This is a genomic window from Tardiphaga sp. (genome assembly GCF_041424195.1).
Taxonomy (GTDB): Bacteria; Pseudomonadota; Alphaproteobacteria; order Rhizobiales; family Xanthobacteraceae; genus Tardiphaga.
Genome location: NZ_JBGMOE010000053.1, coordinates 1 through 14,337 on the forward strand (window position 1 = coordinate 1; position 14,337 = coordinate 14,337).

15 protein-coding genes, 1 tRNA gene and 1 pseudogene are annotated in these 14,337 nt (G+C 62.6%); 13 read left to right on the forward strand and 4 right to left on the reverse strand.

Annotation, left to right across the window (positions count from 1 at the left end):
• Positions 1-572: 572 nt before the first annotated feature.
• A complete protein-coding gene (locus ACEK02_RS08630; RefSeq protein ID WP_371421313.1) occupies positions 573-794 on the forward strand; it encodes a hypothetical protein in 222 nt (73 codons plus the stop codon).
• Positions 795-1,037: 243 nt separating this feature from the next.
• On the opposite strand, the gene ACEK02_RS08635 is transcribed toward ACEK02_RS08630, so the two are convergent.
• Complete coding sequence (locus ACEK02_RS08635) at positions 1,038-1,301, reverse strand: hypothetical protein (protein ID WP_371421314.1); 264 nt, start codon at positions 1,299-1,301, stop codon at positions 1,038-1,040.
• A 287-nt stretch (positions 1,302-1,588) separates the two neighbouring features.
• Between ACEK02_RS08635 and ACEK02_RS08640 the strand changes: the two genes are divergently transcribed.
• Together ACEK02_RS08640 and ACEK02_RS08645 are read left to right on the forward strand one after the other, a co-directional pair.
• Positions 1,589-2,014, forward strand: coding sequence for a hypothetical protein (locus tag ACEK02_RS08640; RefSeq protein ID WP_371421315.1), 426 nt, complete (start codon positions 1,589-1,591; stop codon positions 2,012-2,014).
• A 48-nt stretch (positions 2,015-2,062) separates the two neighbouring features.
• Positions 2,063-2,710, forward strand: coding sequence for a hypothetical protein (locus tag ACEK02_RS08645; RefSeq protein ID WP_371421316.1), 648 nt, complete (start codon positions 2,063-2,065; stop codon positions 2,708-2,710).
• Positions 2,711-2,832: 122 nt separating this feature from the next.
• On the opposite strand, the gene rlmB is transcribed toward ACEK02_RS08645, so the two are convergent.
• Positions 2,833-3,696, reverse strand: coding sequence for a 23S rRNA (guanosine(2251)-2'-O)-methyltransferase RlmB (rlmB, locus tag ACEK02_RS08650; protein WP_371421317.1), 864 nt, complete (start codon positions 3,694-3,696; stop codon positions 2,833-2,835).
• Between the two features lie 215 nt (positions 3,697-3,911).
• Between rlmB and ACEK02_RS08655 the strand changes: the two genes are divergently transcribed.
• Positions 3,912-3,997, forward strand: a tRNA-Tyr gene (locus tag ACEK02_RS08655).
• A 188-nt stretch (positions 3,998-4,185) separates the two neighbouring features.
• Complete coding sequence (locus ACEK02_RS08660) at positions 4,186-4,347, forward strand: hypothetical protein (protein WP_371421318.1); 162 nt, start codon at positions 4,186-4,188, stop codon at positions 4,345-4,347.
• Here ACEK02_RS08660 and ACEK02_RS08665 read toward each other — a convergent pair.
• A complete protein-coding gene (locus tag ACEK02_RS08665; protein ID WP_371421319.1) occupies positions 4,334-4,819 on the reverse strand; it encodes a lysozyme inhibitor LprI family protein in 486 nt (161 codons plus the stop codon). The two genes, ACEK02_RS08660 and ACEK02_RS08665, sit on opposite strands and share 14 nt — an antisense overlap.
• 762 nt (positions 4,820-5,581) lie before the next feature.
• Here ACEK02_RS08665 and ACEK02_RS08670 point away from each other — a divergent pair.
• Positions 5,582-5,857 carry a hypothetical protein gene (locus tag ACEK02_RS08670; protein ID WP_371421320.1) on the forward strand — a complete coding sequence of 92 codons (276 nt, stop codon included), beginning with the start codon at positions 5,582-5,584 and terminating at the stop codon, positions 5,855-5,857.
• A 906-nt stretch (positions 5,858-6,763) separates the two neighbouring features.
• Here the strand turns inward: ACEK02_RS08670 and ACEK02_RS08675 are convergent.
• Positions 6,764-8,188, reverse strand: coding sequence for an NAD-dependent succinate-semialdehyde dehydrogenase (locus tag ACEK02_RS08675; protein ID WP_371421321.1), 1,425 nt, complete (start codon positions 8,186-8,188; stop codon positions 6,764-6,766).
• 266 nt (positions 8,189-8,454) lie between these two features.
• On the opposite strand from ACEK02_RS08675, the gene ACEK02_RS08680 reads away from it, so the two are divergent.
• The 7 genes and pseudogenes from ACEK02_RS08680 to ACEK02_RS08710 all read left to right on the forward strand — a co-directional run.
• Positions 8,455-9,453: a Bug family tripartite tricarboxylate transporter substrate binding protein gene (locus ACEK02_RS08680; protein ID WP_371421322.1), complete on the forward strand. Its 999-nt coding sequence runs from the start codon at positions 8,455-8,457 to the stop codon at positions 9,451-9,453.
• Positions 9,440-9,835, forward strand: a complete 396-nt coding sequence (locus ACEK02_RS08685) for a hypothetical protein (RefSeq protein ID WP_371421323.1) — start codon at positions 9,440-9,442, stop codon at positions 9,833-9,835. The genes ACEK02_RS08680 and ACEK02_RS08685 overlap by 14 nt, the downstream gene beginning before the upstream one ends.
• On the forward strand, positions 9,832-10,686 hold the full coding sequence (locus tag ACEK02_RS08690) for an alpha/beta fold hydrolase (protein WP_371421324.1): 855 nt from the start codon (positions 9,832-9,834) through the stop codon (positions 10,684-10,686). The genes ACEK02_RS08685 and ACEK02_RS08690 overlap by 4 nt, the downstream gene beginning before the upstream one ends.
• Before the next feature lie 11 nt (positions 10,687-10,697).
• Positions 10,698-11,910, forward strand: a pseudogene (locus ACEK02_RS08695) (ABC transporter substrate-binding protein).
• 80 nt (positions 11,911-11,990) lie between these two features.
• Positions 11,991-12,878, forward strand: coding sequence for an NAD(P)-dependent oxidoreductase (locus ACEK02_RS08700; protein WP_371421325.1), 888 nt, complete (start codon positions 11,991-11,993; stop codon positions 12,876-12,878).
• 11 nt (positions 12,879-12,889) lie between these two features.
• Positions 12,890-13,642 (forward strand): IclR family transcriptional regulator, encoded by a 753-nt coding sequence (locus ACEK02_RS08705; protein ID WP_371421326.1) that lies wholly within the window; start codon positions 12,890-12,892, stop codon positions 13,640-13,642.
• A gap of 43 nt (positions 13,643-13,685) precedes the next feature.
• A partial coding sequence (locus ACEK02_RS08710; protein ID WP_371421327.1) for an FAD-binding protein occupies positions 13,686-14,337 on the forward strand: 652 nt, incomplete at its 3' end.

Consider the following 14,337-nt stretch of genomic DNA (forward strand, 5'->3'; position numbering starts at 1 on the left):
AGCGGTTTTGTAAACCGAAGGTCGGGAGTTCAATCCTCTCAACCGGCACCATCTTGCCATGCCTCAGCTGCCGGTATCATTTGAGGCGCTCCTCAACCGTCCTCAACCGGGGCCTGATTGATCCGGCGCCGCGCGAACCCTCGCGGGCGTCTCGCGGTGGCAGACCTCTCGCTTGTCCTGCATTGCCTGTTGCCGAGCTTTAAGGCGGCCGCCGGCCGTCCTTGATGGCCTCGTTGATGTTCATGGGCGCTTCGGCGAAAGGTGTCTCCATCCTTACCCGAAAAACACCCATAATGCGGCCAGGAAAGACGCTGTCCCGAACGAGAGGGCGCCTGCGCACAGAGCGTGTTCCAGCAGCTCCCGCTCGTGACTGTGCTTGAAACACTGCCGGGTAAAGTATTGGTGAGTGAAGTGGTCTTCCATCTCCGCCTCCCTGAATGGGACAGAGAATCTGCTTCGTGATTCGCCGTCAAGCGGAGGTCGTGTTACTCTGCAAAATAACGTCTGCGGCAATCTGAACCTTTTTCCTGATAGCGCGACACAAGCGCTTCTCGTGAATGAAGGGGCCTCGCATGACTTTTCGCGCATCCTTCAGCTGGCTTTTCGGCAGCATCGCAACACCGGCATCTCAAGAGCGCGCCAAGCAATTGAATGCGGCGATGGATGAGTTTGTCCGGCTGCTCCACACCAATGGCTATGACAGCAAAAGCCCCGCCACCCTTGGAGAGGTGGCAGGACTTTCGGAACGTCCATCCTGCGCTCAGGACGCTCAGTCTTCCAACCAAGGATTGTGAGAGTCGTTCCCGGGTTACGACGGGGGCACCTCGACCGGCCTGCCCGTGTCCTCTTCGGTGCTGCACGGCTGAATGGTAGCCGTCGTCCAGCACCGGCTTGCCGTCCACAACGTCAACGAGCCCGGCTTCGTCGGCATGCTGCCAGACGTTCTCCGCGGTCGGGAATTCCTGGCTGAGTTTCGGGTTGTCCTCGAATAGCGCGCGCGAATCTGTTCACCCATCAACCGGACGATGGAGGCCGGTTCAGAAGCAGGGATACGCCCGGCCGTTCTGGCCGCGATAGGCCGCGGCCGATTGCTTGCAGCGGGCGGCGAGGGGGCCATCGTAATAGGCGAAGGTGCCCGGTTGCAGGCCCGGTCCGTAATTGTGCCCGTACAGGATCCGGTAGGGCTGGCCGGGTGCGGCAAAGGCGAAGGTCTCGGCGCTGTGATGATGCTTCCAGTGGCGCGCGAAAGCAGGGGTCGCGACCAGCGTCGACAGGATGATGGCTGCACTGAGAAACTTCATCGGGGCTCTCCGGACATGACGACTGCAGATGTCTGCGACCAAGGCTGATGGGATCAGATCACGTTGCGACGGCGATGCGCAAGATGCGCGCGGCGCTCTTGCGGCGGTGTTCAATCGGGATCAGAGCGCATCGCGAGCCCGTTGCGTTAACGAATCCACGCTGCGGTCCCGCGCATTTGAACTTCGCCTGATGCTTGCGCGTTAGGCTTACCGGCAGTTTAGGCCGCGCCTTTAACCCATCCTGCCAGGCGTTCGATTATCGTACCGCCGAGATGCAGGACATGGCCATGCGTATCCTTTCAGCACTGCTTTTCGTGATCGCGACGACGCTTCCCGCCGCGGCCGCCGATGGTTTCAACATCGTCGTGCCCGGCCGTCCGGGCGTGCCGATCATCATCAACGGCGTCGATGCATCCTATCGCGTGATCGAAGGCGACTGGGGTCTTGATCGCGGCATCCATATTCAGCCGACCGTCTACGGGGGACGCTACATCGATCCCGTTCCGAATGTCGGGCACTACTATCCGAGCCTCGGCCACAAGCCCGGCTACGGGCGTCTGGAGATCGAGCCGCCGGCCAATCGCAAATTGCCGCAGCCGGCCGAGAGTTTCCACGAAAACTGGTCGGCGAAATCAGCGCCGATGGAACGGCAGAACGAAGTGCCGTTCAATCCGCCTGAGGTCCTCATCGCGCCGCCAGAGTTCCGGCGCTGACCAAGCAATCACCAACAACGAAAAAACTACCGACAGGAGAGAGTATTCATGCGTAACGCGATTTCGAAATGGGTTGCGGCGTTTGCCGTTGTCACCGCTGCGGCCGGCACTGCGCCTGCGATGGCTTGCGGCGGCGGCCTGTTCACCTCAAACGGCTGCTCGCCTTGCGGTCAGGCCTATGTCAGCCCCTGCGGCCAGAGCTATAGCGCCGGTTACGGCTATGCCGGCGTGGCCGCCTATGAGCGGCTGCCCGATCCGACGCCGGTGACGCGTCAGTATTATTACGCCAACCAGGGCCCGACCTTCAGCGGCCCGGGCATGTTCGCGCCGGTCCCGACCTATCAGGAAACCGCGATCGGCTGGCGCGGCTATGGCGAGGGCTACGGCTACGGTTATCGTCGCGGCTATTACGGCGGCCCCTATGCCAATCCGGTGAACTATTCCTACGCGCCGGCGTATCGCGCGCCTGCGATCTACAGCTATCCGCAGCGCTCGCAGTACCGCGCGCGTCCGAGCTATCGCTACGGCTACAGCATGCAGCCGCGCGTTCGTTATGGCTACTCGCAGCGCAGCTACGCGTCGCGCAGCAGCTATCATCAGGCGCATCGCTATGGCGCGCCGAGGGTGATGTATGCGCCGCGTGCTGCAGGACCGCGTGGCTATCACCAGCCGCAGCAGCATCGCCGCCCGTACTGATCTGATCGAATGAAGAACGCCCGCTCGCAGCAATGCGGGCGGGCGTTGTCGTTTGGAGAGAGGGATTCTGTTTTGACGCGTTTTCTTGACGCGAACCGGGACCCACTTCGCTCGAAGACGCTCTAGCCCATGAGTCCGAGCTTGCTGGCGCCGACATAGAGCGCGAGCACGGCGGCATTGGAGACGTTGAGGCTCTTGATCTCGCCGGGCATGTCGAGCCGCGCGACGACGCTGCAGGTTTCTCGCGTCAGCCGCCGCAGTCCGCTGCCTTCGGCACCGAGCACTAGCGCCAGCGGTTGCTGCAGCGGGATCGCGCTGATGTTCTCAGCTCCCTCGCTGTCGAGGCCGACCGTCATGAAGCCGAGGTCGTTCAATTCGTTCAACGCCCGCGCCAGATTCGGCACCGTGATCATCGGCACCAGTTCCAGCGCGCCCGAGGCGGATTTGGCCAAGACGCCGGTGGCCTCCGGACTGTGCCGTGCCGTGGTGATGATCGCCTTGACCGCGAAAGCCGCAGCCGAGCGCAGGATGGCGCCCACATTGTGCGGATCGGTGATCTGGTCGAGCACCAGCACGATGCCGTCCTGGGGGAGGGTGTCCAGATCCGGCGATTCCAGCGGCTCGACCTCGGCGAGCAGGCCCTGATGCACGGCATCGGGCCCCAGCCGGCGGTCGATCTCGTCCGGACGGACCAGGACCGGTGGCACGCGGGTGTCGATCTTTTCCTCGGCCAGGCGCCGCGCAGCGTTTTCGGTCAGAATTAGCTTGCGGATGACCCGCTGCGGATTGGCCAGCGCCATGGTGACGGTATGCCAGCCATAGAGGATGGCCGGGCCGTCGCCGCCCGATTCCCGGCCGCGCCGGGGTGGGCGCCGTCCGTGATCTCGGCCCTGATCGCGGGATTTGTCCCGGTTTTGGCCACCAGGGCCGTCGCGTCCCTTGTCAGGGCCGCGCTGGAATCGCTGTTTTCGGTCTCGATCGCTCATGACTGGCTTGTCTCACGAGGGCCCGATAATGGCAATTTGACGCGCGGCAAAGAGGTGCGCGAAGGGCGGATATTCCTGCCCGGGTCGGTTGACTTTGCCCCATGGCTTCCGTCATAAACGCGCCAGCCGGGAGCCCGTTTACGGGCGCGCGTTTTAACGTCATCGATGGCCGTCCAGCCACTGATTTGGTGGGCTGAGGTCCGATGGCGTCAGGCGGGGGAGTGTCCCGAGTGGCAAAGGGAGCTGACTGTAAATCAGCCGTCTTATGACTTCGAAGGTTCGAGTCCTTCTTCCCCCACCATCCTCATTTCATTGAAGAATTAGCCCTGCGGGGCGGCGGGCTGTAAGCAGTCCGATTTTCGGTGTTTGTTCTATCGTCTGGGCGCCGCAAGGTGCAGGTGCTGCAGCGCATCGTCATGTCGACCGGTGCAGAGAAAGCCTAGTGACTCAGGACCGGGAGGTGCAATCGCCTTCAGCCGCAGTGGCGACATGGTATTCGGCGATTTTGACGAACCGGTGATCCTCGGCCGCTTCGGCTCATCGGACAGCCGCCAGAAATTGGGCGTGAAGGCAGGGTCCATCAACCTATCGGTAAAGGGCTCATTGCGCGAAATCGATCAGGCTGGGCCAAGAGGTCTCAGTGCTCGTTGACCGCAGCGCCGAGCTTGATCAGGCTCAGCGAGCGGTTCGCGGTCTCGCGCAGGCGGCAGTAGCTCGCGCTGCCCGGATACATGCCCGGCTCGACTTTGTCGAAGACCGCGCAGAAGCGATCACGCGATGCGGCGAAAGTTTTCTGCGAGTCCGCGACCGCCTTGATCACGTCATCGAACCCGCCGGTCTGAACCTTCTTTAGCGTCTCATTGGTTTTCTGCGTCCAAATGGCGAGTTCGCGCGCCGCGCAGGCTTTCCATTTGGCGACGTCGTCATTCGCGCCCTCTGCCGCTTTGATACAGGGATCGGCGACAAGCCCGACGCACGCGCCGCCGAAACCGCCGGTTTTCTCCGCGGTCTTCAGGCAGGCATCGATCACTGCAACGTCGGCTGGCGCGGTGCCTTGGGCGAAAGCCATCGATACGAGCATGAGGTTTGCGGCGAACATCACGGCGGCAAGTTTAAGCTTCATTGGAGATCCGCCTTTTTGGGTAATGGCAGAATGACATCCGGCTTATTGAATCTGTTGTTTGGTCCGGGCCTATCGATCCACCAGTCATAGAATTCGATGGCAGCATCGATCCAGTCGGCAACTCCATTCCAAACCTTATAGATAGCGTTCTTCATGCGAATAGGTCGCTGATGCGGCTCTCATGGTTCAAGGCTACGCGCGCTGTTGCACTCCTTGCCCAAGCGGCAAAAGCCCGTCGGTGAGGGCCGGGATGGAAGAACATGCGCGAGATTTCGAACGGCGCGTTAACCTTTCATTAACCGTGCCGGTCCAGCCTCCGGCCATGCGGTGGATCGCGACTCCTGGGGAACCGGTGACCGCATAGAGAAGCCGCCCGGCTGGGACCCGGGCGGCTTCTTGCCCAACATCCGAATCTCTCCGCCAGGCCACTCAACGCACAACGTCGCCCGGGCGGAATATGATCGCCCGGCGACGCTGGCTTACTTACTGGGCCGCAGAATCCCCAGCTCGGGTATGTGTGGCGAACCACGCAAAAGGTTCAGCGCCTTCGACCACTTTTTATCACACAAACAAGTGAAGCAGCCTGTCGCGAGCGGCCACCTGCAGCTTCAAGGCAGGCCGCGAGTGGCCTACCGGATGGAGCGAGGGCATCTATATTGAGTCAAGCGAGCGTGGTCGAAATTGGCCGACGCGCTAGTTTTGGACATGGCCCGCAATGACCATCTCCAAACTAATGAGGCATAGCCTCGTGGGAGGTTGTCCATGCACAGCGCCTACATCAACGGGAAAGATATCAAAATCGGCACGGCGATTTCTGTCGTCGGCAAATCGGTCGCGCCGGGAGAAATTCTCGCGCTCGAATACCCAAACAAGAGCCAGGTGTCAGGCAAGGTCATCTCAGCTTCGCATAACGAGCTCGAAGTCGAGATCAGTTCAGAGACCTGGCGGCTGCGTCCACACGCTCCGAGCGATGATACCATCCACAATGACCTGTCCGACAAAGATGCAACATTCTGGACGGTCCAGGCCAAGCTCTGAGCATCTGCCTCGCTCTCCTCCGGAGAGCAGGGTGATGTTTCAGGGCCAGGGCGGAAGAGAGAAATCTCCGCAGCGATTACGGTGGTGGTAATTGCGGATCCCGAGTTTCTCTCTCGCGCTCGTCTTGTAGGATCGAAATGGCTTCGGCGATCAGTGCGACGACAGGTCGTAGTTCGAGCCGCTCGGCTCGCCTTCGCACGTCGTGAAGATCGTTTTGCAACAGAATGAGATTGGAACGGCGGGAAATAGCTACCATAGCAGGAGGACTCCCTAGCTGGGAACCGCCCAAGCATTGTCATAGAGAAGAGTGTGTCGCGGAATAAATCATGCATCCGCCGAAAGCATCACACACGTTGACAAATCAGCCATGCGCTCAGGTTGTCGCAAAACAGGACGACGGAACAGGATCGCGCAGTTGCCAAGTCAACTACGCATGGTCCAGGAGTGCGGTAGATTTTGGACGACGTGATTTGGAAAACGGAGCGTGAGCGGGTAATAAGCGCGCATGAAAAATCGATTTCTCATCTTGCTTTCGGTTGCACTACTGGCTTCTGCAATTCTCGTCGTGTTTCACGGCGATCTCAGTGCCCGCGACCCCAATCATCTCAATAGACACGCTGCGCCGGTGACCCAGTGTGGCTATTGGGGTGAGATGTCCGAAGGAATGTCGTGCCGTTGAACCAGCGCGTGGACTCACCGGCGGGTAGCAAATCCGGATTGATGCGAGTTTGACCAACGCCAGGTGCCGGCGCGTCCGCCGTCACCCGGGAGTTTGCTTGCTCTACATTAACGGGGCCGCCGGGTAGTCATCGCTCAGAAGCAGCGCAGACAAGCGGCGCCTGAGTAACGTCCGGTCCTTCAGATGACGTGTGAAGAACCGGAATGCGTTCAGTCTCCAAAAATAGCTCACGCAAATTTATGCGAGACGTTTTTCGTCACTGTGTAGCAGGCGAGGCCTTCGGTGCCGCCTTCGCGGCCATAGCCGGAGTCCTTGACGCCGCCGAACGGTGTCTCCGCCGTCGATGCCACGAAGTGATTGATGGTGAGATTGCCGGTTTCCACGTCGTTGGAGATACGCTGCACGTTGTCGGCTGACTTCGTGAAGGCATAGGCGGCAAGGCCGAACGGCAATGCATTGGCCCTGGCGATGGCTTCGTCGAGATCACCAACCGGATTGACCAGCGCGAGCGGGCCGAACGGCTCCTCGTTCATCGCCAGCGCATCGTCCGGCACATCCGCCAGCACCGTGAGCGGGAAGTAATAGCCGCGATTGCCGACGCGCTGGCCGCCGGCGAGCACGCGCGCCCCGCGGTCCCTGGCATCCGATACCAGCCGCTCCATCGCCTCGATCCGGCGAATATTGGCGAGCGGCCCGAGCTGGGTCGACGGATCCATGCCGTTGCCGATCTTCAGCCTGGCCGCACCTTCGGCAAAACTCCTGGCGAAGGTCTCATAGTTCGACTCATGCACGAAGAAACGCGTCGGCGCGACACAGACCTGGCCCGCATTGCGCGACTTGGTGACGACCGATGCTGCTGCGGTAGCCACCGGATCGGCGTCGTCGCAGACGATGACGGGGCCGTGGCCGCCGAGCTCCATGATCGCCGGCTTCATGTGCTGGCCGGCCATGGCGGCGAGATGTTTGCCGACCGGCACCGAACCGGTGAAGGTGATGAGGCGGATCGCCTGATGCGGCACCAGATAGCTGGAGATCTCGGCGGGATCGCCGAACACGAGATTAAGTACGCCTGCCGGCAAACCGGCATCATGGAACGCACGCACCAGCTGCAGCGCGCCGGCCGGGGTTTCTTCCGATGCTTTCAGGATGATCGAACAGCCCGACGCCAGCGCGCCGGCAACCTTGCGCGCCGGTGAGCTCATCGGGAAATTCCACGGCGAGAACGCCGCGACGGGGCCGATCGGCTGGCGATACACCGTGTGCTGCAGGCCGGGGCCGGCCGGGATCACGCGGCCATACATGCGCATGCATTCGGTGGCGTCCCATTCAATGATCTCGCAGCCGCGCAGGATTTCGAGCCGCGCCTGATCGAGCGGCTTGCCCTGTTCGAGCACCATCGCCGTCGCCATCTCGTCCACGCGCGAACGGATCAGCGCGGCAGCTTTCAGGATGATTTGCGCGCGCGCATTCGGCGCCGTCTTGCGCCAGACATTGAAACCGCGTGTGGCCGCATCGAGCGCATCGTCGAGATCGGCCTTCGTCGCATGCGGCACGGTGCCGAGCACGCTCTCATCTGCGGGATTGATGATCGGCGTGCCGGATGCCCGGCGCCACTGTCCGTCCACGTAAAGCTCGATGTCTGGATAGGCCATTTCAAAGTCCACTTCTTGTTCGTGCGAAGCGGTTGACTCTGCCTCGCTTGCGCGGCATCCAATCATATGTTGATATAATAGAACAATAGTTCTGTTAGGCAGAACGTGCTGGAATTGGATCAGGTCGACGATGAGCGTGATCGGCAACAGCGGAACGGCGAAGTACGCAGCGGCAGCCGCCGCAACGCGCGCTGCACGCATCGCCGTGATCACGCATCGCCTTCGCTGAACCGCGTCCTTCAAGAACGATGACCGGGGAGAGAGACATGAGACGGGACAAGGCGGCATGGCCGCTGACACGCCGCGCGGCGATTGCCATGACGATGCTGGCCGGTGCGGCAATGCTGACACCGTCGGCACAGGCGCAGGACAGCTATCCGAGCAAGATGATCAGGCTGCTGGTGCCGTTCCCGGCCGGCAGCGCCACCGACGTCGAAGCACGCTTCCTCGCCGAGAAAGTCGGCGCGGTGCTCGGCCAGAAGATCCTCGTCGACAACAAGCCGGGCGCCAACGCCAATATCGGCGCCGCGGAAGTCGCGCGCGCGGCTGGTGATGGCTACACGCTGTATCTCGCGACCAATTCGACCCATTCGGCCAATGTGCATCTCTACAACAAGATGCCGTTCGATCCCGTCGCCGACTTCACGCCGATCGCGCGGCTGACGCGCAATCCGCTGGTGATGGTGGTCAACAAGGATTTCCCGGCCAAGGACCTCAAGGAATTCATCGCCTATGCCAAGGCGAATCCGGGCAAGCTGAGCTATGGCTCGGGCAACACCGGCAGCATGGCGGCAGCGCAGCTCGTCAAGTCGATGGCGTCGGTCGACGCTGTGCGCATCTCCTATCCCGGCACGCCGCAGGCGATCACCGATCTGCTCGGTGGTCGCATTGAATTCGTCATCACCGACGTCGCGGTGACGCGCGAATTCATCAACAATGGCAGCCTGCGTGCGCTCGGCGTGACCACATCGCAGAAGGTCGCCTCGCTGCCGAACGTGGCGCCCATGGCCGATGTCGGTCTGCCCGGCTACGACTTCGCCGCCTGGAGCGGGTTGTTCGGGCCGAAGAATGTGCCGGCCGACATCGTGCAGAAGCTCAACAAGGCATTCCTTGAGGTGATGGCGACGGACGAAGCCAAGAAGTTCTTCGCCGATATCGGCCTCGAGCCGGATGTCAGCACGCCTGAAGGACTCGCCGAGCACGTCGCCAAGCAGACCGAACTGTGGGGCCGCATCATCAGGGAGTCCGGCCTTGAAAAAATCTGATCCCGTCAGCGAGGCGTTCGCGCAACTGCCGGGCCTGCTGGAGCGCGACGCCGCGCTGATCCAGCGCGGCCGTTTCCTTGATGTGGATTGTCTGCTCGGTTCGACGGAGCAGGCGTTCCACGTCGCGATCCGTGCCGGCCGCATCACCGACATGGTGCCGGCGCCGGTGCTGATGCGCTCGTGGACCTTCGGTTATCGCGCCACGCCCGACGCATGGACCGCGTTCTGGCAGCCGATGCCGAAGGCCGGATGGCACGATTTGCTGTCGCTCACCAAGCGCGGCGAAGCCACGCTCGACGGCGATATCCGGCCCTTCATGACCCATCTGCAATATTTCAAGGATCTGCTGGCGCTGCCGCGCAAGTCGGGAGATGTCGCATGACCGGATATATCGAGCCAATGGTCGGCCATTACGTGCATGTCGATATCGACGGCACCTCGCACCGGATCTATTTCGAGGAAGCCGGGCAGGGCATTCCGCTGGTCTGCCTGCACACGGCCGGCTCCGACAACCGGCAGTGGCGCTATCTCCTTGCCGATGAGGAGTTCACGAAGAACTACCGCATCATCGCCTTCGACATGCCCTGGCACGGCAAGTCGAATCCGCCGGCGAACTGGGACGGCAGCGAATATCAGCTCACCACCGCACGCTACACACAGACGATCCGCGCGTTCTGCGCGGCGCTCGATCTCGACAAGCCTGTCGTGATGGGCTGTTCGATCGGCGGCCGCATCGTGCTCAATCTGGCGATCGATCACGCCAGCGAGTTCCGCGCGTTGATCGGCCTCGAGGCCGCGGACTTCCAGGCGCCGTGGTACGACACGACCTGGCTCAACCGCCCCGACATTCATGGCGGTGAAGTCTGCGCCGCGCTGGTGTCCGGCCTCGTCGCGCCGCAGTCTCCTGCGGAGGCGCGCATGGAAACGCTGTGGGCCTACAAGCAGGGTGGCCCCGGCGTGTTCAAGGGCGACCTGTATTTCTATCGCGTCGATGGCGACCTGCGCGGCCGCACCAAGGCGATCGATACCAAACACTGTCCGCTCTATCTGCTCACCGGCGAATACGACTTCTCCTGCATGCCTGAAGATACCGTGCGCACGGCGTCCGGCATTGCGGGCGCGGAGGTCACGGTCATGGAGCAGCTCGGCCATTTCCCGATGAGCGAGAACCCCGCGCAATTCCGCCGCTACATCGCGCCGGTGCTTGAGAAAATCCAACAACAGAAACTTTGAGGACGCATCACATGACATCCAGGGCATTCACGACAAGTCTTTATCTATCCGCCGCACTGCTGCTGTCGGCACAGGTCGCCGGCGCGGCCGAGACCATCAAGATCGGCGTGCTGAACGACCAGTCCGGCGTGTTCGCCGACAATGGCGGCGTCGGCTCCGTGGCGGCAGCGAAGCTCGCGGCCGAGGACTTCGGCGGCGAGATTCTCGGGCAGAAGATCGAGGTGGTCACCGCCGATCACCAGAACAAGCCGGATATCGCGGCCTCGACCGCGCGTCGCTGGTTCGACACCGAAGGCGTCGATATGATCGCCGACGGCGCGGCATCGTCGGCCGGCTTCGCGATCCTCGAAGTGGCCAAGCAGAAGGGCAAGATCTTCACCATCAGCGGCCCGGGCTCGTCGGACTTCACAGGCAAGGCCTGTTCGGCGACCAGCTTCCACTTCAATTACGACACCTATGCGCTGTCCAAGCTGACCAGCGAGGCGATCACCAAGGCCGGCGGCAACACCTGGTATTTCATCTCGGCCGATTATGCCTTCGGTCATGCGCTGCAGCGTGACGCCACCAAATTCATCGAAGGCGCCGGCGGCAAGGTGATCGGCTCGTCCGCGCATCCGCTCGGGACCACCGACATGGCTTCGTTCCTGCTGCAGGCGCAGGGCTCCAAGGCCAAGGTCGTCGGCCTCGCCACCTCGGGCGCCGATGTGCAGACCGCCATCAAGCAGGCTGGTGAATTCGGCATCGTCGAGAGCGGCCAGCAGCTTGCCGGTCTTCTCGTCTTCATCACCGACGTCAATGCGCTCGGCCTCAAGGCCACGCAGGGCCTGCAGGTGACGACCTCGTTCTACTGGGACCTCAACGAGGAGACCCGCGCCTGGACCAAGGCGCTACTTCGCGCTGACCAACAACAAGGTGCCGAGCATGGTGCAGGCCGGCGTCTATAGCGGCGTGCATCACTATCTCGCCGCCGTGAAGGCCGCCGGCACCAAGGACCCGGCCACGGTCGCCAGGAAGATGCACGAGATGAAGGTCAACGACATGTACAACAAGGACGTCACCGTGCGTCCGGACGGCCGCGTGCTGCACAACATGTATCTGGTGCAGGTCAAGAAGCCGGAAGAATCGAAGTACAAGTTCGATTACTACAAGGTCATCACCACCTCGCCCGGCGAACAGGCATTCCGGCCGATGAGCGAAGGCAATTGCCCGCTGGTCAAAGGCTGAACGAATTGCGACATCGCGGGCGCAGCCTGGCTGCGCCCGTCTATCGATCCCGATCTGGAATGAAGACGAAGGAATACGGCATGGTGACTGCCATTGGTTTTATCGGTCTTGGCGTAATGGGCGAGCCGATGTGCCGCAATCTGGCCCGCAAGTCGGGCGTGCCGGTGTTCGGCTTCGACCGCGCCGATGCGCCGCTCGCGCGTCTCGCGGAAGCCGGCGTCAAGCGCGCCGCATCGCTGGCCGAACTGGCCAGCCAGTGTGACGTGATCTTCATGGCACTGCCGAGCGGCAAACATGTCGCTGCGGTGTGCGACGGCGATGACGGTCTGCTCGCGCATGCCGATGCCCGCCACACCATCGTCGATCTCGGCACCTCGCCGGTGGAAGCCAGCCGTGAACTGGCCAAGCGCTTCGCCGCCAAGGGCGCTGCCTATGCCGATGCGCCGATCGCGCGGACCCGGCAGGCCGCAGAGGAAGGCACGCTGAGCGTCATGGTCGGCGCCGATGCCGCCGTCTTCGCCAAGCTGCAGCCGCTGATCGCGACCTTCGCCACCGACATCACCCATTGCGGCGATATCGGCGCCGGGCAGGTGGTGAAGATCCTCAACAACATGGTGTTGATGGAAACAGTCGTCGCCCTCGGCGAGGCGCTGGAGACGGCGAAGCGCGCCGGCCTCGATCCCAAACTGGTGTTCGAGACGCTGGCCAAGGGCTCCGCCGACAGTTTCGCGCTGCGCAACCACGGCATGAAGGCGATGCTGCCCGACACCTTCCCGGAGCGGGCCTTCTCGACTGAATATGCGCGCAAGGACATCTCCTATGCGCTCGATCTCGCCAAATCGGTGAACATCAAGTTGCAGGGCGCGGAACTTGCCGACAAGCTCCTTGGCCAGGCGATTGACGCCGGTGATGGCGACCTCTACTGGCCGGTTGTTGCGCGCGTCATCAAGGCGTCGCATACAGCCTGATGGGAAGCGCGATGAAGAAGCCCGCAACCAGATCTGTGACGACGGAGGCCCCGGCGCGCGAAGCCGGCGAGGGCGTCGCCGCCGTCGAACGGGCTCTCTCCATCGTCGCGGCACTGGAAACCGCCGACCAGCCGATGACGCTGGCCGAGCTTGCGGTGCGTACGGGCTTCTACAAGAGCACCATCCTGCGGCTGCTGGGATCGCTGATCCCGACCGGTTATGTGACTCGGCTGCCGGACGGGAGCTACGATCTCGGCCCGACGGCGTTCCGCCTCGGCGTCGCCTTCACCCGCAAAAATGCGCTCGGGCATCATGTGCTGCCGGCGCTGCAGGAACTGGTTGATCGCGGCACCGAGAGTGCGTCCTTCCACGTCCGGCAGGATGCCGACAACCGCGTCTGCCTGTTTCGGGTGAATTCGCGCCACGCGACGCTGGATCGCGTCGAGGCCGGTCACAGTTACGCGCTGCTGCGCGGCGCCGCCGGCCACATCATTCTGGCTTACGCCGGCAGCACGGGTCCGCGCTACGACGCCATTCGCGCCACCGGCTCCGATGTCTCGCTTGGCGAGCGTGATCCGAGCTGTGCCGCTGTCGCGGCGCCGGTGTTCGGTCCGCGCGGCATGCTGGTCGGCGTGATCTCGCTGTCGGGGCCGCGCGAACGGTTCGGCGAGGCAGAGATCGCCGAAATGAAACGCGTGCTCGGCCCTGTCGCCGAGAAGCTCACCATCAATCTGGGCGGCGAATGGCCAGCCTATCGTCGCTGACAGTTTTGCACGCGGTGACGAACCGCGAGGGAATAGCCTGATCATGGCAACATCCACATCCATGCCCGACGTGCTCGTGATCGGCGGCGGCAATGCGGCTTTGTGCTCGGCGCTGATGGCGCGCGAGGCGGGGGCGTCGGTGCTGATGCTGGAATCCGCGCCAAAGGAATGGCGCGGCGGCAACTCGATGCATGTGCGCAACCTGCGCTGCATGCATGACGAACCGCAGGATGTGCTGGTCGAGGCCTATCCCGAGGAAGAATATTGGCAGGACCTGCTCAAGGTCACGGGTGGCCTGACCGACGAGCCGCTGGCGCGCATGGTGATCCGGCATTCGTCGCGCTGCCGGCCATGGATGCGCAAGCACGGCGTCCACTTCCAGCCGCCTTTGTCCGGCGCGCTGCATGTGGCCCGCACCAATGCGTTCTTCATGGGCGGCGGCAAGGCGCTGGTGAATGCCTATTATCGCAGTGCCGGGGCGCTCGGCGTCGAGATCCGCTACGACACGCCGGTGAAGAGCCTTGAGCTGAAGGACGGCCAGTTCGTCGCCGCGATCACCGAGAGCGGCGAGCGCATTGCCGCCAAGAGCTGCGTGCTCGGCTGCGGCGGCTTCGAGTCCAATCTGGAATGGCAGCGCGAGGCCTGGGGCCAGAACGAGCGCGGTGAATGGACCGCGGAGAACTTCCTGATCCGCG